The 22,714-nt window shown below is 40.4% G+C and carries 18 protein-coding genes, 1 CRISPR repeat array and 1 other annotated feature; of the genes, 15 read left to right on the top strand and 3 right to left on the bottom strand.

Annotated features, from left to right (window positions below):
- Positions 1-125 precede the first annotated feature (125 nt).
- Together EDD74_RS08870 and EDD74_RS08865 are read left to right on the top strand one after the other, a co-directional pair.
- Complete coding sequence (locus EDD74_RS08870) at positions 126-437, top strand: DUF6442 family protein (protein WP_016439657.1); 312 nt, start codon at positions 126-128, stop codon at positions 435-437.
- Between the two features lies 1 nt (position 438).
- On the top strand, positions 439-645 hold the full coding sequence (locus tag EDD74_RS08865; protein ID WP_008976794.1) for a helix-turn-helix transcriptional regulator: 207 nt from the start codon (positions 439-441) through the stop codon (positions 643-645).
- A gap of 56 nt (positions 646-701) precedes the next feature.
- Here EDD74_RS08865 and brnQ read toward each other — a convergent pair whose 3' ends face one another.
- Positions 702-2,060: a branched-chain amino acid transport system II carrier protein gene (brnQ, locus tag EDD74_RS08860; RefSeq protein WP_008976793.1), complete on the bottom strand. Its 1,359-nt coding sequence runs from the start codon at positions 2,058-2,060 to the stop codon at positions 702-704.
- Between the two features lie 33 nt (positions 2,061-2,093).
- Positions 2,094-2,327: a binding site (T-box leader), on the bottom strand.
- A gap of 255 nt (positions 2,328-2,582) precedes the next feature.
- Here brnQ and EDD74_RS08855 point away from each other — a divergent pair.
- The 11 genes from EDD74_RS08855 to EDD74_RS08805 all read left to right on the top strand — a co-directional run bounded on the left by EDD74_RS08855 (position 2,583) and on the right by EDD74_RS08805 (position 17,183).
- Complete coding sequence (locus tag EDD74_RS08855; protein ID WP_016439659.1) at positions 2,583-3,170, top strand: hypothetical protein; 588 nt, start codon at positions 2,583-2,585, stop codon at positions 3,168-3,170.
- 92 nt (positions 3,171-3,262) lie between these two features.
- The gene (locus tag EDD74_RS08850; protein WP_016441073.1) at positions 3,263-4,252 is read left to right on the top strand and encodes a helix-turn-helix transcriptional regulator; all 990 of its coding nucleotides are present in this window, start codon (positions 3,263-3,265) and stop codon (positions 4,250-4,252) included.
- 80 nt (positions 4,253-4,332) lie between these two features.
- Positions 4,333-6,477: a CRISPR-associated helicase Cas3' gene (gene cas3, locus EDD74_RS08845; protein WP_116441477.1), complete on the top strand. Its 2,145-nt coding sequence runs from the start codon at positions 4,333-4,335 to the stop codon at positions 6,475-6,477.
- A gap of 405 nt (positions 6,478-6,882) precedes the next feature.
- On the top strand, positions 6,883-7,323 hold the full coding sequence (locus tag EDD74_RS08840) for a hypothetical protein (RefSeq protein WP_016439662.1): 441 nt from the start codon (positions 6,883-6,885) through the stop codon (positions 7,321-7,323).
- A gap of 25 nt (positions 7,324-7,348) precedes the next feature.
- Complete coding sequence (cas5c, locus tag EDD74_RS08835) at positions 7,349-8,011, top strand: type I-C CRISPR-associated protein Cas5c (protein WP_116441476.1); 663 nt, start codon at positions 7,349-7,351, stop codon at positions 8,009-8,011.
- Entirely contained in the window at positions 8,008-9,762 is a 1,755-nt protein-coding gene (gene cas8c / locus EDD74_RS08830; RefSeq protein WP_116441475.1) for a type I-C CRISPR-associated protein Cas8c/Csd1, read from the top strand. Before cas5c ends, cas8c begins: the two co-directional genes overlap by 4 nt.
- Positions 9,763-10,674, top strand: coding sequence for a type I-C CRISPR-associated protein Cas7/Csd2 (gene cas7c / locus EDD74_RS08825; protein ID WP_116441474.1), 912 nt, complete (start codon positions 9,763-9,765; stop codon positions 10,672-10,674).
- On the top strand, positions 10,674-11,339 hold the full coding sequence (cas4, locus tag EDD74_RS08820; protein WP_116441473.1) for a CRISPR-associated protein Cas4: 666 nt from the start codon (positions 10,674-10,676) through the stop codon (positions 11,337-11,339). The genes cas7c and cas4 overlap by 1 nt, the downstream gene beginning before the upstream one ends.
- On the top strand, positions 11,336-12,367 hold the full coding sequence (gene cas1c / locus EDD74_RS08815; RefSeq protein ID WP_116441472.1) for a type I-C CRISPR-associated endonuclease Cas1c: 1,032 nt from the start codon (positions 11,336-11,338) through the stop codon (positions 12,365-12,367). Before cas4 ends, cas1c begins: the two co-directional genes overlap by 4 nt.
- Before the next feature lie 13 nt (positions 12,368-12,380).
- Complete coding sequence (cas2, locus tag EDD74_RS08810) at positions 12,381-12,671, top strand: CRISPR-associated endonuclease Cas2 (RefSeq protein ID WP_116441471.1); 291 nt, start codon at positions 12,381-12,383, stop codon at positions 12,669-12,671.
- Between the two features lie 177 nt (positions 12,672-12,848).
- Positions 12,849-16,180: a CRISPR direct-repeat array (repeat unit 32 nt; unit sequence GTCACTCCCTTTGTGGGAGTGTGGATTGAAAT).
- Positions 16,181-16,442: 262 nt separating this feature from the next.
- Entirely contained in the window at positions 16,443-17,183 is a 741-nt protein-coding gene (locus EDD74_RS08805) for a peptidylprolyl isomerase (protein WP_116441470.1), read from the top strand.
- A 129-nt stretch (positions 17,184-17,312) separates the two neighbouring features.
- On the opposite strand, the gene EDD74_RS08800 is transcribed toward EDD74_RS08805, so the two are convergent.
- Both EDD74_RS08800 and EDD74_RS08795 read right to left on the bottom strand, forming a co-directional pair.
- Entirely contained in the window at positions 17,313-19,463 is a 2,151-nt protein-coding gene (locus tag EDD74_RS08800; RefSeq protein WP_116441469.1) for an FtsX-like permease family protein, read from the bottom strand.
- On the bottom strand, positions 19,447-20,220 hold the full coding sequence (locus tag EDD74_RS08795; RefSeq protein ID WP_008976779.1) for an ABC transporter ATP-binding protein: 774 nt from the start codon (positions 20,218-20,220) through the stop codon (positions 19,447-19,449). The genes EDD74_RS08800 and EDD74_RS08795 overlap by 17 nt, the downstream gene beginning before the upstream one ends.
- Positions 20,221-20,620: 400 nt before the next feature.
- On the opposite strand from EDD74_RS08795, the gene EDD74_RS08790 reads away from it, so the two are divergent.
- Both EDD74_RS08790 and EDD74_RS08785 read left to right on the top strand, forming a co-directional pair.
- Complete coding sequence (locus EDD74_RS08790; protein WP_116441468.1) at positions 20,621-21,334, top strand: LytR/AlgR family response regulator transcription factor; 714 nt, start codon at positions 20,621-20,623, stop codon at positions 21,332-21,334.
- Positions 21,331-22,635: a sensor histidine kinase gene (locus EDD74_RS08785; RefSeq protein ID WP_009263155.1), complete on the top strand. Its 1,305-nt coding sequence runs from the start codon at positions 21,331-21,333 to the stop codon at positions 22,633-22,635. The genes EDD74_RS08790 and EDD74_RS08785 overlap by 4 nt, the downstream gene beginning before the upstream one ends.
- Positions 22,636-22,714 lie beyond the last annotated feature (79 nt).

Genomic DNA, 22,714 nt, shown 5'->3' with positions numbered 1-22,714 from the left:
ACCCGCTTCAAAATAGAAAATAGTTTTTTATGCACAGAAAACTTGGAAAATAGGATTGACAAGAAAACTTGGCGGAGATATAATTGTGACAACAAAACTTGTCAATTTAATATGGAGGTGCTGATATGGAACGAGATGAGATTTTGAAAATGGCACAGAAAGAAAGTGAACATTATGATGAGAGGGAAGTATTTATACAAATGAAAGGGTACAATTATGGGATGGTTGCCTCAGCGATTGTATTTGCTTTTCTCGTGATAATGAAAGCTTTTAGAGGAGAGCCGATGTATGATATTCTTGCAATGTATGAGACAACACTGGCTGGATTTTATATATACAAATATAAAATGGAGAAGAAAAAAAAGGATTTGTTTTTGGCTATATGTTGGGGAATGACAACGATTATCAATTTGTATCTGGCTATTTGGAGGCATTAATATGGATGGCGAATTGATATTGAAAAACAACTTAAAGAATGCTAGAGCTGAGAGAAAACTATCTCAGATGGAGCTTGCAGAGTTAGTTGGAGTGTCACGAAATACGATTAGTTCTATTGAGACAGGTCAGTTTAATCCTACTGCGAAACTAGCATTACTTCTGTGTATTGCTTTAGAAAAAAAGTTTGAAGAACTGTTTTATTTTTAAATTGATGTTTATGAAGAAATGAAAGAGGAGCGCAAGTCAAAGCGCTCCTCTTTTGACTATTCTGTGTAGTTGAAAGGTTCCGCAGATGTTTCCATATTGCAACGAGAAAGTCTGACTGTCTTGAGTTGATAGAACAGTGCGCAAAGACCTGTGACTACAAGTGCTACAAGAACCCATCCAAGACCCAGAGAGTACAGTGGAAGTGCATGGAGCAATTTGCCGGCAAATCCAAAGGAAACTCCAAGATTTTCAAGTGCATATGCAACGCTGAGAATACTTACTGCACCGATGGTGCATGGATAGATATAAGTGATATTTTTTATCCAGCGATGACATAATCCAAGTAAAATCAGAGTGATGGAGACTGGATAAATAGCATCCAACACCGGAACGGAAATGCTTAAAATCATATTTAATCCCTGATTACAGATGATAAAAGAAAATCCCGCAATCAGTAATACCCATTGACGATAAGATAATTTTGTAGTCAATGTCGAAAAATATTGTGAGATGGAAGTGATCAGTCCAACACAGGTTGTCAAGCATGCTAATGTGAAGATTGCTGCCAGTAAAACTGCGCCGGTATCACCAAACAGTTGGTGAACAATGCAGCGGAGTGTCCATGCACCATTTTCCTGGATTGGGAAGACACCTGAGGAACTCATTCCCATATATGCCAGAGATAAGTACACACATGCAAGAATTGTTCCGGCAAAGATTCCGGTCATGACAGTGTATTTCATCACACCTTTTTTCTCTTTCACCCCTAAACTTCTGATTGTAGTTGCAATTACAAGTCCAAAATTTAAGGCTGCAATGGTATCCATTGTAAGATATCCTTCTAAAAATCCTTTCACAAGTGGATTACTGCTATAACTTACTTGAGCAGGATTGACTTTCACGGTGCCTCGGAATAGGAAATTAACAAATACAAAAAACAGTAAAAGTAACAGTGATGGTGTCAAAAATTTTCCGATTCGTTCTACCAGTTTATTTGGAGCTAACGCAAGCCAGCTGGCAGTCAGGAAAAAGACTAAGGAAAAGAGAAACATAAATACAGTCAAATTCGCATTTTCCGGAAGGTATGGTGCAACTGCCATCTCAAACGGGAGAGAAGCCGCACGAGGAATTCCAAGGCCAGGTCCGATAGACAGGTAAATCAAAATAGTAAAGAAAATGGCAAATTTAGGATTAACCTTTTTTGCGAGCTGCTCTAGTCCATCAAATTTTGCAACAACAACAACACCCAGGACAGGCAATGCCACTGCTGTGATCAGGAAGGTCGCAATTGCAAATGGAGTTTTGTCTCCTGCGTTTTGTCCCAAAAATGGAGGGAAAATCAGGTTCCCTGCACCAAAGAAAAGGGAAAACAACATAAAGCTGACGAGTAAAATTTGTTTCTTTTGTAGTTTCATAGATAACCTCCTTAAAATAAAAAAAATCGCCCTAGAAAGGACGATTGAAGACCGTGGTACCACCTTAATTCCTGAGAAAATCTCAGCTCATATCCGCATCATCTAATGCGTCTCACCTGTAACGTGGCTTTACTCCGGCGCTCCTACTTTGTTTCAGTTTGCTTCTCAAGGATGATTTCATCTGTCAGGTTCATTGGCAACTCGCACCACCCGTTACCTCTCTGGAAAATCCGCTGAAGACTACTTGTTCCTATCAAATGAATTTGAAATATTTTTCTGTATTATAGGACAAGCTGAGAGAAATTGCAAGAGATTTTTTGAAAAAAGTAGAAAAAGTGGAAAAATATATTTGCTGATACGGGAGAGGGGAAAGGGAAATTTGAAAATAGTATGGTTTTAAGAGGTTAATAAATAGAAAATAACAATAGGTGTACAGATTTTTGTACATCTACTTTTTTATAATACAAACATAAGAAAATGTCAGAAAATTATATCATATGGCAGGGAAAGGAATAAAAGATAATGAGAGTTGTGAGTATGCAAAGTAAAGCAAAAGTCTATCACCGCGAGGAATGTAGATATGCAAAAAAGATTCTTCCTAAAAATAGAATGCAGTTAAGCAGTGAGGCGGCGGAAAAAGCGGGGTATCATATTTGTCCGTACTGTGATGGAATGGATGCATTGTTTCGCATGAAGAAGGAACAGATTTTAAAATATGCAAGAAAGAATCATATGGAGGTAGATTTGTTGAATCATGTTCTGTATGTACGAACAGATGTTGGATGTTGGAAAATGATTTATAGTATGAGCGAACAGAGGTTTTTACTTTATCATAAAAATTATATGCAGGGAGTGCTCTCGCTTGATGAGGTTGAAGAAGGAGCTTATCATAGGCAAAGAGATGTTCCTTTTTCAAAAAGTATAGAAAAATATCTTTTTTATATAAGCAAACATGATGCAGCCCGGAAAATAGAGATGATAGATTATAGATTGCTTCCTAATAGAACAAAAAAGGAGAAGCGATATTTTGCCAGCGCGAGGGCAAGGAGTAACAGAAGATCTCAAAGGCGCTTGGAGGAATTATTTACAATGATTGAGCAGGGAGCATAAGGAAAAAGATAAACAGATCGGACTTTAGGGCAAGAAAATTATGTTATAATAATACCAATGAGTTTTGAGACTTGTTTGGGAGGAAATGTGTTATGGGAGTGTATGAGACGAAGCTTAGAACGCTATATGTAATGCGGATTTTAGCAGAAAATACAGATCAAGATCATATTTTGAATGCTACAGATATTTGTAAGCTTTTGGAGCAGCAGTATCAAATTCACGCCGATCGGAGAACGATTTACGGAGAAATAGAAGCGTTGAGAATGTTTGGGGTAGATATTATACAGCAAAAAGGAAAAGCATCTGGATATTATATTGGGGAAAGAAGCTTTGAATTTCCAGAGCTGAAATTACTTGTAGACTCTGTTCAGTCTTCTAAATTTATTACAGAGAAAAAATCAAGAGAACTTATTTTTAAGTTGGAGAAACTTTGCAGTACGTTTCAGGCAGAACAGTTGGCAAAACAAGTAACTATTTTAAACCGATTGAAGACTGAAAATGAAGAGATTTATTACAGTGTAGATAAAATTCATTCCGCGATATATAACAACAAGAAGATTCAATTTCAGTATGCAGAGTGGACGCCAAAAAAGGAATTGAGATTTAGAAAGAATGGGATGTTTTACAAAATTAGTCCTTGGGTACTTACTTGGGATGATGAAAAGTATTACTTAATTGCATTCGATGATGTGGCGGGGAAAGTAAAGCATTACAGAGTCGATAAGATGAAGCATTTGGATATTTGTGAGGAAGACCGGGAAGGTCAAAAACAATTTGAAAAATTTGATCCATCTGAACTGACAAAGAAAACATTTGGTATGTATGGAGGAATGGAAATAGGAGTAAAACTCTTATGTCAAAATAGTTTGGCAGGAGTGATATTGGACAGATTCGGGAAGGATGTCTGGATGAGAACTGTCGATGAAAATCAATTTATAGTACATGTAAATGTGGTAGTCAGCCCTCAGTTTTTTGGATGGATTACGGGAATAGGGGCTCATATGAAAATTGTGGAGCCCATGGAAGTGAGGGAGGCATACAGAAAATATTTGGAGACGATATTAGAAGGATATAGGGTGTAGATTAAAATTCATATTTGTAAAAAGTAAAAGGTGATAATAAATTTACAAAAAATCAAAAAGATGAAAGGAATTCAAAAATTATGCAATATATAGCACACATAGATCAGGATAGAATTCAGTCAGTCAAGGAACATTTAGAAGGGACGGCAAAGATTTCTGGAGAGTTTGCGGGGAAATTTGGGAAACAAGACTGGGGCTACTGTAATGGGATACTACATGATATTGGAAAGTATTCTGTGGATTTTCTGAAAAGGATTACAGGGGAAAGCAATCAGCGGGTGGATCACTCTACAGCAGGAGCGAGAGTTTGCAGGGAGAAAGGCGGAAAGTACAGTTTTTTAGAATATTGCATTGCGGGGCATCATGCCGGACTTCCGGATTATGGCAGTAATTATGATAATGCAGGCGATCCTACTTTAATGGGGAGAAGAAAGAAAAAGATCAGTGACTATCAGGCATATCAGAAAGAAATTGATATTCCAGAAATCGTAACGGATCCATTTGATTTCAAGAAGACCGTGAATCCAGATTTTTCTATGAGTGTTTTTATAAGAATGCTTTATTCTTGTTTGGTCGATGCTGATTTTTTAGATACAGAAGCATTTATGAGTCGTGGGCAAAAAGTAAGAAATTCTGGAGAGCCGATGGAAGCACTTCTTGAGAAATTGGAAAAGCATGTTTCGGAATGGTTGAAAAATCAAGAGATGGATACAGTAAATGGAAGAAGAACAGAAATTTTAAAGCATTGTTTAGCAGAAGGTAAATCTGAAAAAGGGCTGTTTCGCTTGACAGTTCCGACTGGCGGCGGAAAGACAATAGCTTCCTTGGCCTTTGCGTTACGTCATGCGGTGGAAAATCAAATGGATCGGGTGATTTACGTCATTCCATATACAAGTATTATTGAACAGAATGCGAAAGTGTTCAGAGAAATTTTAGGAGATGAAAATGTGTTGGAAAATCATTGTAATGTTGATTACGAAAGTTCGGAAGAACTTAAGCCAATGCAGCTTGCAGCTGAAAACTGGGACAAACCGGTTGTTGTCACAACAAACGTACAGTTTTTTGAATCACTATTTGCAAATAAGTCTTCCAAATGCAGAAAATTACATAATATTGCAAACAGTGTAATTATTTTTGATGAAGCGCAGATGTTGCCGAATGATTACCTAAAACCTTGTATCGCAATGATAGAAGAACTTCTCAGTAATTATAGAACCAGTGTTGTTTTATGTACAGCAACTCAGCCGGCTTTAAAATCATTTTTTCAGGGAAATGTTTCAGCAACAGAGTTGTGTCCTAGAATGGATGAACAATTTCAATTTTTTAAGAGGACATTGTTTGAAAATATCGGAACAGTAACGGAAGATTGTTTGATAAACAAGTTAAGAGGGGAATATCAGGCGCTTTGTATTGTTAATACGAAAAAGAGAGCGCAAAATATTTATCAAGAGTTAAAAGAAGAGGGGGTATACCATTTATCTACAAGTATGTATCCGAAACATAGAAAGCAGGTTTTGGAAAAAATAAGAGAAAGACTTAGGGAAGATAAAAAGTGTATTCTCATTTCCACCAGCCTCGTAGAAGCAGGGGTAGATCTTGATTTTCAGTCAGTTTATCGAGAATTGGCAGGAGTGGATTCCATGATACAGGCGGCAGGACGATGCAACAGAGAAGGGCATCGCAAGGTGGAAGAAAGTAAAGTATTTATTTTTAGATTTGAAGAAAAAGAGAGTGTTTTAGGACAACGACAGCAGATCGATGTGGCAAAAAGTCTGATAGCGGATGGAAGAGATCTCTCAGACAGAGAGACCATTACAAGATATTTTGAAATGTTGTATCATATCAGGGGAGAAAGTCTGGATAAGAAAAAAATCATGGATGAGTTTACGAATAAGAAAATAAAATATCGGTTTGCAAAAGTCGGGAAGGATTTTCGGTTGATTGAACAAAATACAAAAACAATTTTTATAAATTGTGAGCAGGATGCAGATGAGATTCTTCGCGAATTAAAAGAAAAAGGATTTACCAGATCGGGAATGCGAAAGGCGAGTCAATATTGTATTACGGTATATGATCAGACCTTTGACAAGATGCACGGTGCCGGCATGCTGAAACCGGTAGCGGAAAATATGGAAGATTTTTATGAATTGGCAGATGAGAGTAGGTATACAGAAGAGATGGGTTTGAAGTTAGAAATTGATAATGGTATGGCATTGTTTCTTTAAAGAATTATGAAATAGAAGAAAAAATGGAAGAAGCAGTGAATATGCAGAACTTTGAGGAGTTCTATCATAAATACTGCTTCTTTTGTAGTAGTTAAAGCTACTATTAATATTTCAATCCACAGATGAATCTGACAGAATAAGTATATCATATAGCATTTGTAGACTCAATGAGTACATTTTTGGAAGTGTTAAAATACTTCTAATGAAATATTTCATTAAAAGTATTTTAACAAAATATATTTTAAGGTTGCTTGGTGAGAAAAAATGTGATATATTGACAATAGAATGGATGAAATAATCAGAATAATGAAGCTAAGTGGATTGAAGAAGTATGTGAATGATTTTATATCATGGAAGTAATAAGATAATAGAATTATCTAAGGTTTATAGGATGTGAGGTGGAATATGGCAAGAAAAAATAACAATCACCTGTTTTTTACATGTAGTTTGATTGAATATATTGGAAGAAAAGTGAAAAGAACACGAAAGCAGGTAGTAGATTTTCTTGGAGAGGAACGGATTGAGAGAATTTATGAGTATGCAGATGTGTTTCATTGTGAGCCAATTGAGAAGGTGGCGGATGAATTTATAGAGGAAAGTCAGATAACATCGGGAAATTTTGACAATGAGGAGGCGTGTAAGTACTTAGTTCCTGATTACTGGAATATAGGAGAAGTATATGAGCGTTTAATCGAAGATTCCTATGGCGATGAGGAAATTATAAAGGGAATTTGGGAGGTGTATCATTCATGGATCGATGAGCATATTTCAGATTATAATACAGACTTTTATTATCAGCCGCGAGACTATATTGCAGCGTGCTATGAGGAAGGAGTGATCTTATGATGAGACTGAAAAAAGAGGTGAGAATATGGGAATGGGAGTAAAGGTAAGAGTCTGGGGAGATTATGCATTATTTTCACGTCCTGAGTTAAAAGTAGAACGGTATTCTTATGATGTAATGACTCCCTCAGCGGCGAGAGGAATTTTGGAAGCCATCTACTGGCATCCGGGGCTGCGGTGGATCATTGATAAGATATATGTAAAAAATCCGATTCAGTTTACAAGTGTGCGAAGGAATGAAGTGAAAAGTAAGATTTTAGCCAGTAATGTACTGTCGGCATATAATGGGGGCAAGAAACCTCTTTATATAAGCAGTAAAGAAGAGATCGTTCAGAGAGCGTCTATGATTTTAACGAATGTCGAGTATGTAATCGAAGCACACTTTGAGATGACAGAAAAGGCAAATGAAACAGATAATCCGGGGAAATTTAAGGATATTATGATGAGACGTCTGCGGAAAGGGGAGTGTTATCATATGCCTTATTTTGGGTGTAGAGAGTTTCCGGCAAACTTTGCATTATGTGAGGAAGAGGAAATTAAGACTGCTTTTGACGATGTACCTGAAAAAGATTTTGGATTGATGTTGTTTGATATGGATTATAGCGATAAAGAAAATATCAGTCCAATGTTTTTTCGGGCGGTTATGAAGCGTGGAGTTATAGATTTGCAGAATTGCGAGGTGATACGATGATTTTGCAGGCGCTTGCGAAATATTATGAAAATCTGGCAGAAGAGGAAAAGGTACCTAAGCCGGGATGGTGCAGTGCAAAAGTATCTTATCAGATTGACCTGTCTGAAGAGGGAGATGTAAAGGGAATCATCAGTTTGAAGACAGAGGAAGAGCGGGGAAAGAAAACAGTTCAAGTTCCTCAAGTACTATTAGTACCCGAGATGGTTACAAGATCCTCCGGTGTATCTGCTAATTTTTTGTGTGACAATGCGAAATACTTACTTGGGATCAGTCAGGAAGCAGATGAAAAAAGCAAAAAGAGAGCAAAAGAGTGCTTTGATGCTGCCAGAGAGAGACATCTTTCTATATTGTCTCAGATAAAAAGTACGATGGCAAAGGCAGTATGTCTGTTTTTTGAAAAATGGAATCCTGAGGAAGCAATGGAGCATCCGGAAATCAGAGAAAACTGGGAAGAAATTACAGATGGAAGCAATTTGATTTTTGGAATGGGAATGGATTATGCTCAGGATGATGCAGACGTCAAGAAGGCTTGGGACATTCATAATTCCGGGGAGAGTAAAGATGTTCAGGGAATTTGTCTTGTGATGGGAGAAAGGGCAGAAATAGCAAGAATCCACAGAGGGATTAAAGGAGTCCCGGGCGCACAGTCAAGTGGTGCAGCACTGGTTTCCTTTAATGCACCTGCATTTGAGTCGTATGGAAAGGAGCAAAGCTATAATGCCCCGGTAGGTATGTATGGAGAGTTTGCTTATACAACAGCATTGAATTATTTGCTGTCTGACAGAACGTATTCATTACAGATTGGGGATACGATGGTCGTTTTCTGGGCGGAAAGTGCAGAAACAGATTACCAGGCTGTATTTATGGGATGTATGGATTCTCCTACTGATAATCAGGAGGAATTAAAGAGTCTTTTTAAACGGATACAGTTAGGACAGCCTATAATATATCAGGGGAATGAACTGGATCCGGAACAAAGATTTTATGTTCTTGGATTAGCACCGAATGCGGCAAGATTATCCGTGCGATTTTTCTATGAAAATTCATTTGGAAATATTTTAAAAAATATTTCTGCCCATTATAAGAGGATGGAGTTGATCAGACCGAAATGGGAACAGAAAGAATATCTGAGCGTGAGGGAAATGCTGTTTGAAACAGTTAATAAAAAATCAACCGATAAAAAACCAGTATCAAACATGGCTGCCATGACTTTTCGAGCAATTTTATCCGGTAGTAGATATCCGGAACGCTTGTATTCAGATACCTTGATCCGCATCCGTGCAGAGCAGGACGAAGGCAAACTTAATTGGAGAAGGATTGCTATTATAAAGGCATATTTAATGAGAAATCGTAATTGGGAGGAAGGAGAGGATTATATGGGATTGAATGAAGAAAGCAATGATATTGCGTATGTACTTGGAAGGTTGTTTTTTGTTTTGGAAGCGATACAGATAGAAGCAAATCCGGACATACAGGCGACAATCCGAGACCGATATTACAATTCAGCATGCGGAACACCTGCATCTGTATTTCCTATTTTGATTAAGCTCAAAAATAGTCATTTAAAGAAAATAGGAAGAGAAAAAGACGGAGCAAAAAAATATTATGAAAAACTTTTAGCTGAGCTTATGTGGAAAATAGATTGTCAGAAAGGTTTTCCGAAACGATTATCGTTGGAAGAGCAGGGAATGTTTGCAATCGGCTACTATCATCAGAAACAGAAAAAATATGAAAAAAGGGAGGAAAAATAAATGAGTGAAGTGATTAAAAACAGGTATGAATTTGTAGTTTTATTTGATGTGGAAAATGGGAATCCCAACGGGGATCCAGATGCGGGAAATATGCCGAGAATTGATCCGGAAAGCGGTCTGGGGTTAGTCACAGATGTCTGTTTGAAAAGAAAAATCCGGAATTATATTGAGACGGTTAAAGAAGATGCAGAAGGCTATAAGATTTATATAAAAGACGACGTGCCTCTAAACAGAAGTGACCGTGAGGCATGCGCAAGTGTTGGAGTGGAGGAAACAGAGGAGAAAAAGGTAACAGAATCTTTAAAAAAATTAAAGAAAAATGATGAAAATGTTGATATCAAAATCCGGGATTATATGTGTCAGAACTTTTTTGATATCCGAACATTTGGTGCTGTAATGACAACTTTTGTAAAGGCTGCTTTAAACTGTGGACAGGTAAGAGGACCGGTGCAGCTTGGATTTGCACGAAGCATTGATCCAATTGTTTCTCAGGAAGTTACAATCACGAGAGTAGCGATCACCACGGAAAAAGATGCTGCGAACAAGAGTACTGAAATGGGAAGAAAGAGTGTAGTACCTTATGGACTGTATCGTGTAGAAGGGTATGTATCTGCGAATCTGGCACGGAAAGTGACAGGATTTTCAGAGGAAGATCTTGAATTGCTGTGGGAAGCGATTATTAATATGTTTGAACATGATCATTCTGCCGCAAGAGGAAATATGGCAGTTCGGGAACTGATTGTATTTAAACACAGCAAAGAATTAGGAGATTGTCCAGCTTATAAATTATTTGATTCTGTGGAGGTACGAAAAAAAGAGGAAGTAGAATATCCTAGAAGTTATAGAGATTATATTGTTGAGGTTCATGAGGAAAATATACCAGATTCAGTAGAAATGAAAAGGATGATTTGATGGAATATGCAGAAGATGATTATTTGATGCTGTCAGGTATTCAACATTTCAAATTTTGCAGGAGACAATGGGCACTGATCCATATTGAACAACAGTGGGCTGAGAATGTACATACAGTTATTGGAGAACTGATGCATAAAAAAGCACATGATCCTTATCTTGTAGAAAAAAGGAAAGACTTACTTATAGCCCGTTCCCTTCCGATTGCTTCAAGAAAAATGGGGATTAGTGGAGAATGTGATGTTGTTGAATTTCACAGATGTGAAGATGGAATAAAATTGCATGGGCATAGAGGAAATTTTTCAGTTTATCCGGTAGAATATAAAAAAGGGAAACCTAAACTTACGGAGGAAGATTGTCTGCAGCTGGCAGCTCAGGCGATGTGCCTGGAAGAAATGTTTTCTACGGATATTCCTGAAGGAGCATTATTTTATGGGGAAACGCGGCGGCGTGAAGCTGTGGAGATTACGGAAGATTTACGCCAGGAAGTAAGGAATATGTTTCGAGAAATGCATCAGTATTTTGAAAGAAAATATACTCCGAAAGTAAAATATAGTAAATCGTGTACTGCATGTTCACTCAAGGACATTTGCCTGCCGAAACTCGGAAAGTCAGGTTCAGTAAAGGATTACATTCATCAGATGCTAAAGGAGGATGAGGAATGAAAAAGTTATTGAATACATTATATGTAACCTCTGAGAATAGTTATCTGGCATTGGATGGGGAAAATATTGTTGTTTTGGAAGAAATGACAGAGGTGGGACGCCTGCCTTTGCACAATTTAGAAGGCATTGTTTCCTTTGGGTATAAGGGGACAAGTCCGGCTTTAATGGGAGCATGCGCAGAGAGAAATATCTCTCTGTGCTACATGACTCCTCAAGGAAAATTTCTGGCAAGGGTAACGGGGAAGGTAAAAGGAAATGTAATATTAAGAGAACAGCAGTATGCCAGCTCGAAGAATGGATTAGAAAGCCTTGAGATTGCAAGAAATTGTATTTTAGGGAAAGTGCATAATGCTAGGTGGGTGCTGGAGCGTGCAACACGAGATCATAGCTTGCAAATCAATGTGGAACGAGTAAAGGAAGCATCGGGGTATCTGAAAAATTCTTTAAACTATATTCAGAACAGTCAGTCAAAAGAACAATTGAGAGGATATGAAGGAGAAGCAGCAAGTATTTATTTTGGAGTATTTGACGAGTTGATATTGCAGCAGAAAAAGGACTTTAAATTTCAGGGGAGAAATAAAAGACCACCACTGGACAATGTAAATGCATTATTGTCTTTTGTGTACACCTTACTGACAAACCAGATTACTTCGGCATTGGAAAGTGTTGGCTTGGATCCCTATGTAGGATATCTTCATACAGAACGTCCGGGAAGAGCTTCATTGTCATTAGATTTAATTGAAGAGTTAAGAGCGGTACTGGCGGACAGATTTGTTTTATCATTGATCAATAAGAAAGTAATTACTGGCAAAAATTTTGTGACAAAAGAAAATGGTGCCGTACTGATGACTGATGATTTAAGAAAAAAGCTGTTGGCAGAATGGCAAAACAAAAAGAAAGAAACATTAACACATCCATATCTCAAGGAAAAAATAGAGTGGGGGATGGTTCCTTATGTGCAGGCAATGTTACTGGCGAGATATTTAAGAGGCGACTTAGATAGTTATCCGGTATTTCTTTGGAAATGAGGCGAAAATAGGTATGTTAGTGCTGATTACATATGATGTAAATACAGAAACAGCAGCTGGAAAGAAAAGGTTACGCCAAGTGGCAAAACAATGTGTAAATTATGGTCGGCGAGTGCAAAATTCGGTTTTTGAATGTATTCTGGATAATGCACAGTGTGTGATGCTTAAGGCAAGGTTAACAGATATTATTGATGAAGAAGTAGATAGTTTGAGATTTTACTATTTGGGAAATCAATATAAAACAAAAGTAGAACATATTGGTGTAGATAAAGGAATTGCAGCGGATGGAATACTTATTCTATAAATGAATGTGCGAGTAGTAAGTGAACATAAAAATCCAGAGAGATTCGCACCAGAAAAAATGCACAAAAAGTAATAAATGTTTCTTTTCGTTAAAAAGAAAGAGAGACTTTCTAAGATTTAATTGGGAAATTGATGAAAGAAATTAAAAAATAAAAGTCCTAAATTGGACAAAATTGCTGTCACTCCCTTTGTGGGAGTGTGGATTGAAATCTGGAGGTTTTGCCAAATTCCTGGATTGATATTGTCACTCCCTTTGTGGGAGTGTGGATTGAAATATATCTAAGATACCTGCCACACGACCGTTACTCAGTCACTCCCTTTGTGGGAGTGTGGATTGAAATGGATGACGTTACGATCATGCGTGATGGAAAATGGGTCACTCCCTTTGTGGGAGTGTGGATTGAAATAGTCTGTCGGACGGGAAGGGACAAAGGACATTTCGTCACTCCCTTTGTGGGAGTGTGGATTGAAATTCTCGTCTCCTATTTTCTCTTTGTCAAATTCTCGTCACTCCCTTTGTGGGAGTGTGGATTGAAATTGTACTGAACGCACGGATAACAGGCAATCCAGTGTCACTCCCTTTGTGGGAGTGTGGATTGAAATCTCTGACCGCCGAAGGCTACGAACATCTTAAGACGTCACTCCCTTTGTGGGAGTGTGGATTGAAATTGAATGCTTATATTTTGCTTCCGGTGTATGCAAGTCACTCCCTTTGTGGGAGTGTGGATTGAAATAGGTGGATGGAGATGGACAGCATGATCCCCAGTTTGTCACTCCCTTTGTGGGAGTGTGGATTGAAATTATTTCGATGAAAAAATCAGTATATTACATGATAGTCACTCCCTTTGTGGGAGTGTGGATTGAAATATCCAACAGTGGGTATGAAGGAGACTGGGAAGTGGTCACTCCCTTTGTGGGAGTGTGGATTGAAATGAAACAGCGCAACGGAGAAAACTAAAGGAATTGTCACTCCCTTTGTGGGAGTGTGGATTGAAATATCTGCACGCGGGCGAGTGCGGACGGAAGAACCGTCACTCCCTTTGTGGGAGTGTGGATTGAAATCGGCATATAGCCATTAGAAAATTATCTAAAGGTAACGTCACTCCCTTTGTGGGAGTGTGGATTGAAATAATGAGTTTCTTTGCTCCCTCTTCACTTTTTCCCTGTCACTCCCTTTGTGGGAGTGTGGATTGAAATCTCCTATGCCGTCCTTACCCACATGTAGCAGGTTGTCACTCCCTTTGTGGGAGTGTGGATTGAAATCCAAAAACTTATCAAGCTTGTGTTGCCAAATAAAGTCACTCCCTTTGTGGGAGTGTGGATTGAAATATCATAGCTAAACCACTCATCTTGTTCGTTTATTGTCACTCCCTTTGTGGGAGTGTGGATTGAAATGTTTGTGTTGTTTTGAGCTTGTAAACTCATAATAGTCACTCCCTTTGTGGGAGTGTGGATTGAAATTCATCGTACTCTTTTTTATTTAGTCCGTTGATTGTCGTCACTCCCTTTGTGGGAGTGTGGATTGAAATTCCTCGGTTGGTTTGGAACTAACTGGACTAACGTAGTCACTCCCTTTGTGGGAGTGTGGATTGAAATATTTATGTCCCTTATCATCGTCCAAAGGATAATGTCACTCCCTTTGTGGGAGTGTGGATTGAAATAGGATGATGAAACTAACGCTGAGGCTGTTGATGATTGTCACTCCCTTTGTGGGAGTGTGGATTGAAATGGCAAATCTGCATTCGGAATAACTACTACCGGGATGTCACTCCCTTTGTGGGAGTGTGGATTGAAATTTAATATTCACACGTCCTAGAAAATAATGATCCGTCACTCCCTTTGTGGGAGTGTGGATTGAAATAGATGGAAAGTGGATTGAAAACACGGCAGACATTGTCACTCCCTTTGTGGGAGTGTGGATTGAAATTAGGTTTTTACGAAAGGACGAACGTCACCATAGGCGTCACTCCCTTTGTGGGAGTGTGGATTGAAATGTGTAATTATCCACTGTGCAGACCGTTCTGTTTTCGTCACTCCCTTTGTGGGAGTGTGGATTGAAATCGATAATTTATTTGCCATATCTTTTAAAAAACTGCGTCACTCCCTTTGTGGGAGTGTGGATTGAAATGATTTTGCAAAGAATGATAAGCAGCCAGGATACGTCACTCCCTTTGTGGGAGTGTGGATTGAAATCACAAGGCAAGGAACTCCTTGCTCTGGCAGTATTGTCACTCCCTTTGTGGGAGTGTGGATTGAAATTTCTGGACTTAATCTTTTTGCCACGGGATCCCTCGTCACTCCCTTTGTGGGAGTGTGGATTGAAATAAAAATAAAGTAATCGGTGGAGTGTTCGGACCGCAGTCACTCCCTTTGTGGGAGTGTGGATTGAAATGGAGCAAGCGCAATCTTTATCGAGATAGGAGTTGTCACTCCCTTTGTGGGAGTGTGGATTGAAATCTCCCTCTGTTTCTCCCCATAAGTCCACAAAAAGTCACTCCCTTTGTGGGAGTGTGGATTGAAATTCCCCTCCGCATGCTACAACAGATAATGACATAGTCACTCCCTTTGTGGGAGTGTGGATTGAAATATGGATCCCAGACCACTGTTATATTTTCCACCCTGTCACTCCCTTTGTGGGAGTGTGGATTGAAATTCTGTCGGTCTGGCTTATGGAGACCTGTCAGACGCGTCACTCCCTTTGTGGGAGTGTGGATTGAAATACATATCTCTTTGAAGTTGTCTGGGCTGAAGGAGTCACTCCCTTTGTGGGAGTGTGGATTGAAATTGCTTTTGCTTTGGATGCACAATCGGGGCATCTCCTGTCACTCCCTTTGTGGGAGTGTGGATTGAAATGCAGATACTCGGCATTGGTAGATGCCTGTAATCAGTCACTCCCTTTGTGGGAGTGTGGATTGAAATACGTGAAACATGCCTTTTTAAAAAGAAAGGAGAGTCACTCCCTTCGTGGGAGTGTGGATTGAAATGCAAGAATATGAAAGACTAACGAAAATGGGAAGAGTCACTCCCTTCGTGGGAGTGTGGATTGAAATAACGTAGGCGACATTATACCAATCTACCTAGAAGTCACTCCCTTCGTGGGAGTGTGGATTGAAATCACCGGGTAAGAGTGCGGTAAAATGGAATGCAAGTCACTCCCTTCGTGGGAGTGTGGATTGAAATCGAAGATTGAGACCTGCGTTATATCAAGATTACCATTGTCACTCCCTTCGTGGGAGTGTGGATTGAAATCCCATATAAATAAGTGTCCCAGATCTGGGACGATGTCACTCCCTTCGTGGGAGTGTGGATTGAAATTTGTATGGTCCATCCTGCATTTTTTGCGCCTGAGTCACTCACTTCGTGGGAGTGTGGATTGAAATTGACGTGTTCCATCGCCCGGCTCATACTCTACCGTCACTCCCTTCGTGGGAGTGTGGATTGAAATAACGCCTCTCCTAATAATGCGGCTGATAAAATAGTCACTCCCTTCGTGGGAGTATGGATTGAAATCCAAAAACATGAAATCGGAACACAGGCAAAAGATGTTACTCCCTTCATGAAGTAATAAATGAAATTTTTTGCAATATTTTAGAGAATACAATATCAATAAAATAAATTTCATCATCTGTTACATATAGAAAAAGGAATTTATACTTTTTATTTCCGAAACATTTATTCATATAAATTGTAAGCAATAAAACAAATTGCAAATCCTCCCCCTCTATAGTATCATATTACTCATAACCATTTTTGAAACAAAAGGAGAAATATCATGAGTAATGAAGTTTTAGCAGTCGTTGCAGGTAAGGAGATTACAAATGCGGAATTGGATGCATTTTTACAGAATGCTCCAAGAGAACAGCAGGCATATGTTACAAATCCACAGTTTAGACAGCAGTATTTGGAGCAGCTGATTTCTCTGCACTTATTTGCGCAGGCAGGGGAGGATGCAAAGCTTGAGGAGACTGAGGAATTTGCGAAGATTTTAGAAAATGCGAAGAGAGATATTCTTGCGCAGCTCGCGATGAGAGAGACATTAAAGGATGTAACTGTGACAGATGAGGAAGTGGCAGCTTACTATGAGGAAAATAAGCAGCAGTTTACAAAGGGAGAAACAGTTAGTGCAAAACATATTTTAGTAGATTCAGAAGAAAAGTGTACTTCTGTTCTGGAGTCTATTACAAGTGGAGAGAAAGCATTCGAGGATGCTGCAAAGGAAGTGTCTACCTGCCCATCTGGTGCAAGAGGAGGAGACCTCGGAGAGTTTGGAAAGGGTCAGATGGTCAAAGAATTTGAGGAAGCAGCATTTGCAGCTGAGATTGGTCATGTGGTAGGACCGGTAAAGACACAGTTTGGTTATCATCTGATCAAAGTTGAGAAGAAAAATGAGGCATCTGTGGCAGCATTTGATGAGGTAAAAGAGGCGATTAAGAGAAACTTGATCCAGCAGAAGCAGAATGCAGCATATAATGCAAAAGTGCAGGAACTGAAAGAAAAATATTTACAAAAATAAATGAGTGATACAAAGAATGCCGTAAAAGTGGTCGTAAGAAGCACTTTACGGCATTTTTCATATAGTTCAATTATTTTTACAAACCTGTTTATTTCTATCGGTTATTTTTATGTAGCTATGTAACTTACATTACTCCACTTGCATTACCCGATTCATATTCTTGGGCTGTTGTATTCCCAGCATCTGTTTCATCTTGCGGACGGTTGCATTGTATACAATCCAGATGATTAGGACAAGTACGAATAAGAGTGCCAGGCACACAAGCAGTGAGGCAATTTCCGTGAAAGAAATGGTGCCGTCATTTGCGTACATGATCATGGAAAAGAAGAAGTACATAGCGACCATTCCAATGATGGAAGGGGTAAAGAAGATTTTTCTCGTCTGTGCTTTTACTTCTTTTGTGAGGAATGCAGGGGAGGCGCCGAGCCGTTTCAAATCCTCAAAGACGTAGCGGTTGTTCAGGACGATGGAGATACTTCTTGTATAGCAGATGATCAGCGCTGCCATGACACAGATAATGGTGATAAAGAAGAACAGCATCAGATAAACTGCCGTTGTGCGAACAAAATCAGTGGAGTCCAGCATTTTGAAGGAAGGCATGTATTTCCATCCGAATCGGAAAGTGCTGCCGTCACAGTCTGCATAATCTACTTTTGCATCGGCTGCATACTCAGGTTCATCGAGAAAGTAACTTTTCCCATTGACGGAACGACCATATTTTACAACGCGGTCATAGTTGGATGAGATTGCGTATTTTTCTCCGAGTGCATCCATGAAAACATGGAATAATTTGTCGGCAAATTCGTAGTTGTCTTCTCCGTCAATGTTAAACAGGACTTGATGTTCCGTCCATTCATCGCCTAGACCGACTTCCATCTTTTCATAGTCTGCATCGTTTAGAACATAATAGTTTGAGCGCCCGGAGAACAGACTGTAGTGCAGATAGCCGTCAAAAGTAACTGGAAGTTTTTTCATCGTCGTCATGTTGATGATTTGATCTGCGTCGGAGGTGAGCCAGTAGGTGTCGGTCTCATCCTCATTGGAAACTGCTTTGTATGTTCCGGGTGCAACTTCTGTCTTCTGTCCGGTCAGAAATTCAAAAGCGGAAGCGGTAAGGAAGGTTCCCTCATTGGCAAATTCCTCATAGACAGTGTAGAGTTTTCCGTCGTCCGTAGTTCGCTCTACCGTGGTTGACATGCCGAGAAGGATGGTTGCTTCTTCCTTGTAATCTTTAATCGAGAGGTCATAATCTTTGGCAAGATCTGCAATTTCTTCTTTTCCTGGAACCGGCTGACCGATGGGATAGTGGAAAGAATAATCATATGGAGTGGATTTTACTTGCATCGCCTGACTGGTCTGTAGCGTTGGGATATAGAACAATGCGAAGGCACCGCCTGCCACGAGCAGTGCAATGACCATCATATTATTTACAGTCTGTTTTCCATGAAATTTCATCATACTGCGTGAGATAATCCCTTTGTATGGATGCTTTTTATGGTTTCCGAACCCACGTACCACAATGTGCAAAAGAAACATATACAGACCGATGAAGAGCGGTATGTAAAGGAGGGGTAAAAATGGGGACGAAAAGCGCCGGAATACTACTTGATAAATCGTTGGTCCAAAATATCCGGCGGTTCCTCCGAGGATCATCAGCAAAATACCGACGGAGGCATACCATGGCTTTACATCCCGCACGGGTTCGTTTTTGTGTTCTTCATTCACGACATCCATAATGTTCGTGCGGTAAAGTGTCCGTCTTCCAAGGAGAAATGCAAAAAGTAAAATGATCAGGATAAAGGCTGCCGGAATCAGGAGACAGCGAAAGTCCAGAACCAAACGCATCTCAGTGCTATCTACAACAAGCAGACGGAACAGCTGCCAGATAGACCAGGCAAATGGAATCCCAAGTGAGGTTCCGAGCAGGGAAGCGCTTAAGGAAGTGACAGCAGTGTCCTTGTATAGATGATTTCGAAGTACTTTTTTAGAAGTTCCGAGTGCGAGGAAGATTCCGAGTTCCCTTGACTTCATGCGGAAGAAGATATTTCCGGCATAGATGGTAAAAATTACGCATCCGATGCAGGCGAGGGCGAAGATCATCATTGCCTGTTTTCTGCTGTCACCGCCTTCTGGAAGAACGAGAAGGACAGTCGGCGAAGTCAGGATCGCGGAGTAGGCTGTGATCAGTAAAAGCGCTGTAAAGTTACAGATAAAGTACAGTGTGTAATTTTTTCGGTTCTTTTTTCTTAAGGCAGAAAAAGTATCAGTTAAGGTTTTCATTGTTCTCTTCCTCCTCTTCTAACGTATTCATCTGTTTTAATTCCTCTAAAAGTGCATCGTGAAAAGCATGCTGGGAACTGTTTCGTTCCATATTTTTATAGACAACTCCATCTTTGAGCAGGATGACACGGTCGCAGAAGGAGGCGGAAAAGCTGTCATGAGTCACCATGAAGATGGTTGCTTTCAGAGAAGCTTTTGCCTCCAGGAAAGAATCAATGACAGCGCGGCTGGATTTCGAGTCAAGATTTCCGGTCGGTTCATCTGCGAGGATCAGAAGCGGGGAGTTGATCAGTGCTCTTGCAACTGCGGTCCGCTGCCGTTCTCCACCGGAAATTTCTGCCGGATATTTGCCGGCAATCTGCGCAATACCAAATAAGTTACAGAGCCGGTCTGCCATCGTCTCTTCCTTTCTTCCCACATTTCCTCGGATGATCGCAGGGAGGAGGATGTTCTGCCGTACGGTTAGTCCATCAAGCAGCATAAAATCCTGAAAGACAAATCCTAGTTTTTCGTTTCGGATATGTGCAAGGGCATCTTCCGACAAGCCTTTTAATTCTTTTTGTCCGAGTGTAATCTTTCCCTCCTCAAATGGAATGTAGCAGGAGATGCAGTTTAAAAGGGTGCTTTTCCCGGAGCCGGACGGGCCCATGACAGCGACAAATTCGCCTTGTGCAACGCTGAGACTGACGCCTTTTAACACCTCATAGCTGGTTGCTCCGACCTGATAAGATTTATGAAGATTTTTTACATACAGCATAGAAATACCACCTTTCTGAATTGTTTGAATGAAATCTGTATGGACAGAATCCGGAGTTTATGGAAATTTATGATCCCGGATTGTTCTTTTGTGTTGCTGTTGAAAAAAGTATAGCATGGAAAAGAAGAAGTAAAATTTGGGATGGAAAGAATGGCAGTTCTGATGTAATGTTTGGAGGGGGATGAGGAGAAATGTAAAAAATAGCAGCCGGAATGTAAAGTTTTGTATCCGGAGAGAGAAAAGCAGGAGGCGCAGAGACAAAGATTTATGTTATAATGCATAGGAAAATAGATGTGCCAGGAGATGGGGTGCACAATGGAAATATGTAAATGTCGCATGGAGACAAGGTATTCGGTGTGTGATAGTTCTTAATTCTGTGGACATTGAGGAGGTATAGATCATGTTAAGAATTGGAATCTGTGATGATGAATGCTATGCAAGAGATGCGCTTCGGTTGGAACTTGAGAAACTCTTAGAAGAAACCGAGGAGATTGTCTATGAGTTTTCCGGGGGAGAGACGGCGGTCAGCTGGCTGAAGAAGCACCCGGGGGAGATTGATCTTCTGTTTCTGGATGTGGAGATGAAAGGGGTTAACGGAATCCGGACAGCAGAGCAGATCCGGGAATTTGACACAAGAATCCAGATCGTGTTTGTGACTGGTTTTCGGGATTTTGTGTTTGAGGGGTACCGTGTGCAGGCAGTTGATTATCTTGTAAAGCCTGTGGATGCGGACCGGCTTTCCAGTGTGCTTTCGCGTGTGCGCAGACAGCTGGAGCAGGTGCGGCAGAAGCAGTTTGTCTTTCAGAATGGGGACGGCGTATACAGGCTTTACCAGGATGAAATACAGTATTTTTACAGTGAGAAGAGAAAAGTGGTGGCGGTGACAAGGGAAAAGGAGCTGTCCTTCTATGCCAAACTGGATGAGGTGGAAGCTCGGGTCGGGAAAACTTTCGTGCGGATCCATCAGCGCTACCTTGTCAATGCAGATGCGGTGTCCTATATCGGCGCATCTTCGGTGCGGATCGGAAGCGAGGAACTGCCGATCAGCCGGGCGCTGAAGCAGGATGCGGTTGCAGCGCTTGCGAAAGCCATGATCGGTGGTGATCTCTCATGATAGAAAAAGTGATTCTTTCGATTGCGGAGTATTTCAGGGTGTTTCAGATAATCTGCTCAATCTTTATTGCTTTGGCAGTCAGCTTTACGATCGAACGATTTTTTGTGGTACGCCGACAGTGGTACTGGAAGCTTCTGCTCTTTGGCTGCAGTTGGCTCCTGAGCTCTATGCCGTTTTTTATCGGGGATCTGGTGAACCTCCCTCCGACGGTGCTGATATTTGTGGCGGGAATCCTGCTCGGATGTGAAGGAAGTCTGTTAAAAAAGCTGTCACTTTCCTTTATGATCATCAGCCTGACATCTTCTTTTAGTGTGCTGATAGATAATTATCTATTGTCGGCTGACAGTGGAATACCGACGGAGCAGGAAAGAATCGTCTATCTGTCTGTAAAACTGCTTTTTTACCTGATGATCTATTGCAGTGTGAAAAAATTTGTCCCGAAGAAATCCTATGAGTTGTCCAATCGGCTCTGGAGTCTTTTGGGACTGTTGACGTTGACACCTTTTTGTACCGTTTTGTCGGTTGTGTTGTTTCAGGAGTACAATGGTGAAATTCTTACAGCAAATGCGGCGTTCAATAAGACGATCCTCTGTCTTTGTATCCTTTCATTTGTCGGTCTGATCTGGGCAGTCGTCGTGTTATCCCATCAGTATGAGCTGGAGCAGAGCAGCAGGCTTTTAGAAATGAATCAGCTCTATTATGAATCATTGGAGCGGCAGCAGCTGGAAGTCAGAAAACTGCGGCACGATATGACAAATCATCTTCAGACACTTGCAGGACTTTCCGGGGAGGAACACAAGGCATATCTCGACAAACTTCTGGATCGTCCGGGGATCAAAAGGAATGTACAGTATTGTGAAAATCCGGTGATCAATGCCGTGCTGAGTACAAAGACCGGCAAAATGGAGCTGGAACAGATTGCATTTGCGTATGATCTGCAAGTGCCGTCCAAAATTGACATGGATTCGGTGGATCTCTCGGTGTTGTTTGCAAACAGTCTTGACAATGCGATCGAGGCGTGTGAAAAATTGCCCGGACAAAAAAGAAAAATTTCTCTGCAGGCCAAGAATGAGAAAGGATTGTTTGTGATGAAGATAGAAAACACTGCAAAAAGTGAAGGAAAAATTTCGGAAAAGGCTGCGCCGGGCCTCCTTCCGCAGACGACGAAGAAAGATCGGAAGCTGCACGGATATGGGTTGAAGAGCATTCAGGAGATCGTACAGAGATATGGGGGAAGCATGGAAATTACAAAAGAAGAGGAGAGGTTTGTGCTGTTTCTGTATATTCCGGTGATGATATAGCGCCCGGGATGGAACTTTATTTGCCCCAAAAGCTGTGCGGCAGACTTATCTTGGATCTGCAGACCGCACTCCCTGCGAG

Origin of the sequence: Faecalimonas umbilicata (genome assembly GCF_004346095.1) — a bacterium.
Lineage (GTDB): Bacteria > Bacillota > Clostridia > Lachnospirales > Lachnospiraceae > Faecalimonas > Faecalimonas umbilicata.
Note: the sequence above shows the minus strand (reverse complement) of the source record. Positions and strands in the feature narration are given on the sequence as shown.

Coding starts and splice junctions, on each gene's coding strand:
- EDD74_RS08870 (WP_016439657.1), top strand. CDS start 126: ATGGAACGAGATGAGATTTTGAAAATGGCACAGAAAGAAAGTGAACAT.
- EDD74_RS08865 (WP_008976794.1), top strand. CDS start 439: ATGGATGGCGAATTGATATTGAAAAACAACTTAAAGAATGCTAGAGCT.
- brnQ (WP_008976793.1), bottom strand. CDS start 2,060: ATGAAACTACAAAAGAAACAAATTTTACTCGTCAGCTTTATGTTGTTT.
- EDD74_RS08855 (WP_016439659.1), top strand. CDS start 2,583: ATGAGAGTTGTGAGTATGCAAAGTAAAGCAAAAGTCTATCACCGCGAG.
- EDD74_RS08850 (WP_016441073.1), top strand. CDS start 3,263: ATGGGAGTGTATGAGACGAAGCTTAGAACGCTATATGTAATGCGGATT.
- cas3 (WP_116441477.1), top strand. CDS start 4,333: ATGCAATATATAGCACACATAGATCAGGATAGAATTCAGTCAGTCAAG.
- EDD74_RS08840 (WP_016439662.1), top strand. CDS start 6,883: ATGGCAAGAAAAAATAACAATCACCTGTTTTTTACATGTAGTTTGATT.
- cas5c (WP_116441476.1), top strand. CDS start 7,349: ATGGGAATGGGAGTAAAGGTAAGAGTCTGGGGAGATTATGCATTATTT.
- cas8c (WP_116441475.1), top strand. CDS start 8,008: ATGATTTTGCAGGCGCTTGCGAAATATTATGAAAATCTGGCAGAAGAG.
- cas7c (WP_116441474.1), top strand. CDS start 9,763: ATGAGTGAAGTGATTAAAAACAGGTATGAATTTGTAGTTTTATTTGAT.
- cas4 (WP_116441473.1), top strand. CDS start 10,674: ATGGAATATGCAGAAGATGATTATTTGATGCTGTCAGGTATTCAACAT.
- cas1c (WP_116441472.1), top strand. CDS start 11,336: ATGAAAAAGTTATTGAATACATTATATGTAACCTCTGAGAATAGTTAT.
- cas2 (WP_116441471.1), top strand. CDS start 12,381: ATGTTAGTGCTGATTACATATGATGTAAATACAGAAACAGCAGCTGGA.
- EDD74_RS08805 (WP_116441470.1), top strand. CDS start 16,443: ATGAGTAATGAAGTTTTAGCAGTCGTTGCAGGTAAGGAGATTACAAAT.
- EDD74_RS08800 (WP_116441469.1), bottom strand. CDS start 19,463: ATGAAAACCTTAACTGATACTTTTTCTGCCTTAAGAAAAAAGAACCGA.
- EDD74_RS08795 (WP_008976779.1), bottom strand. CDS start 20,220: ATGCTGTATGTAAAAAATCTTCATAAATCTTATCAGGTCGGAGCAACC.
- EDD74_RS08790 (WP_116441468.1), top strand. CDS start 20,621: ATGTTAAGAATTGGAATCTGTGATGATGAATGCTATGCAAGAGATGCG.
- EDD74_RS08785 (WP_009263155.1), top strand. CDS start 21,331: ATGATAGAAAAAGTGATTCTTTCGATTGCGGAGTATTTCAGGGTGTTT.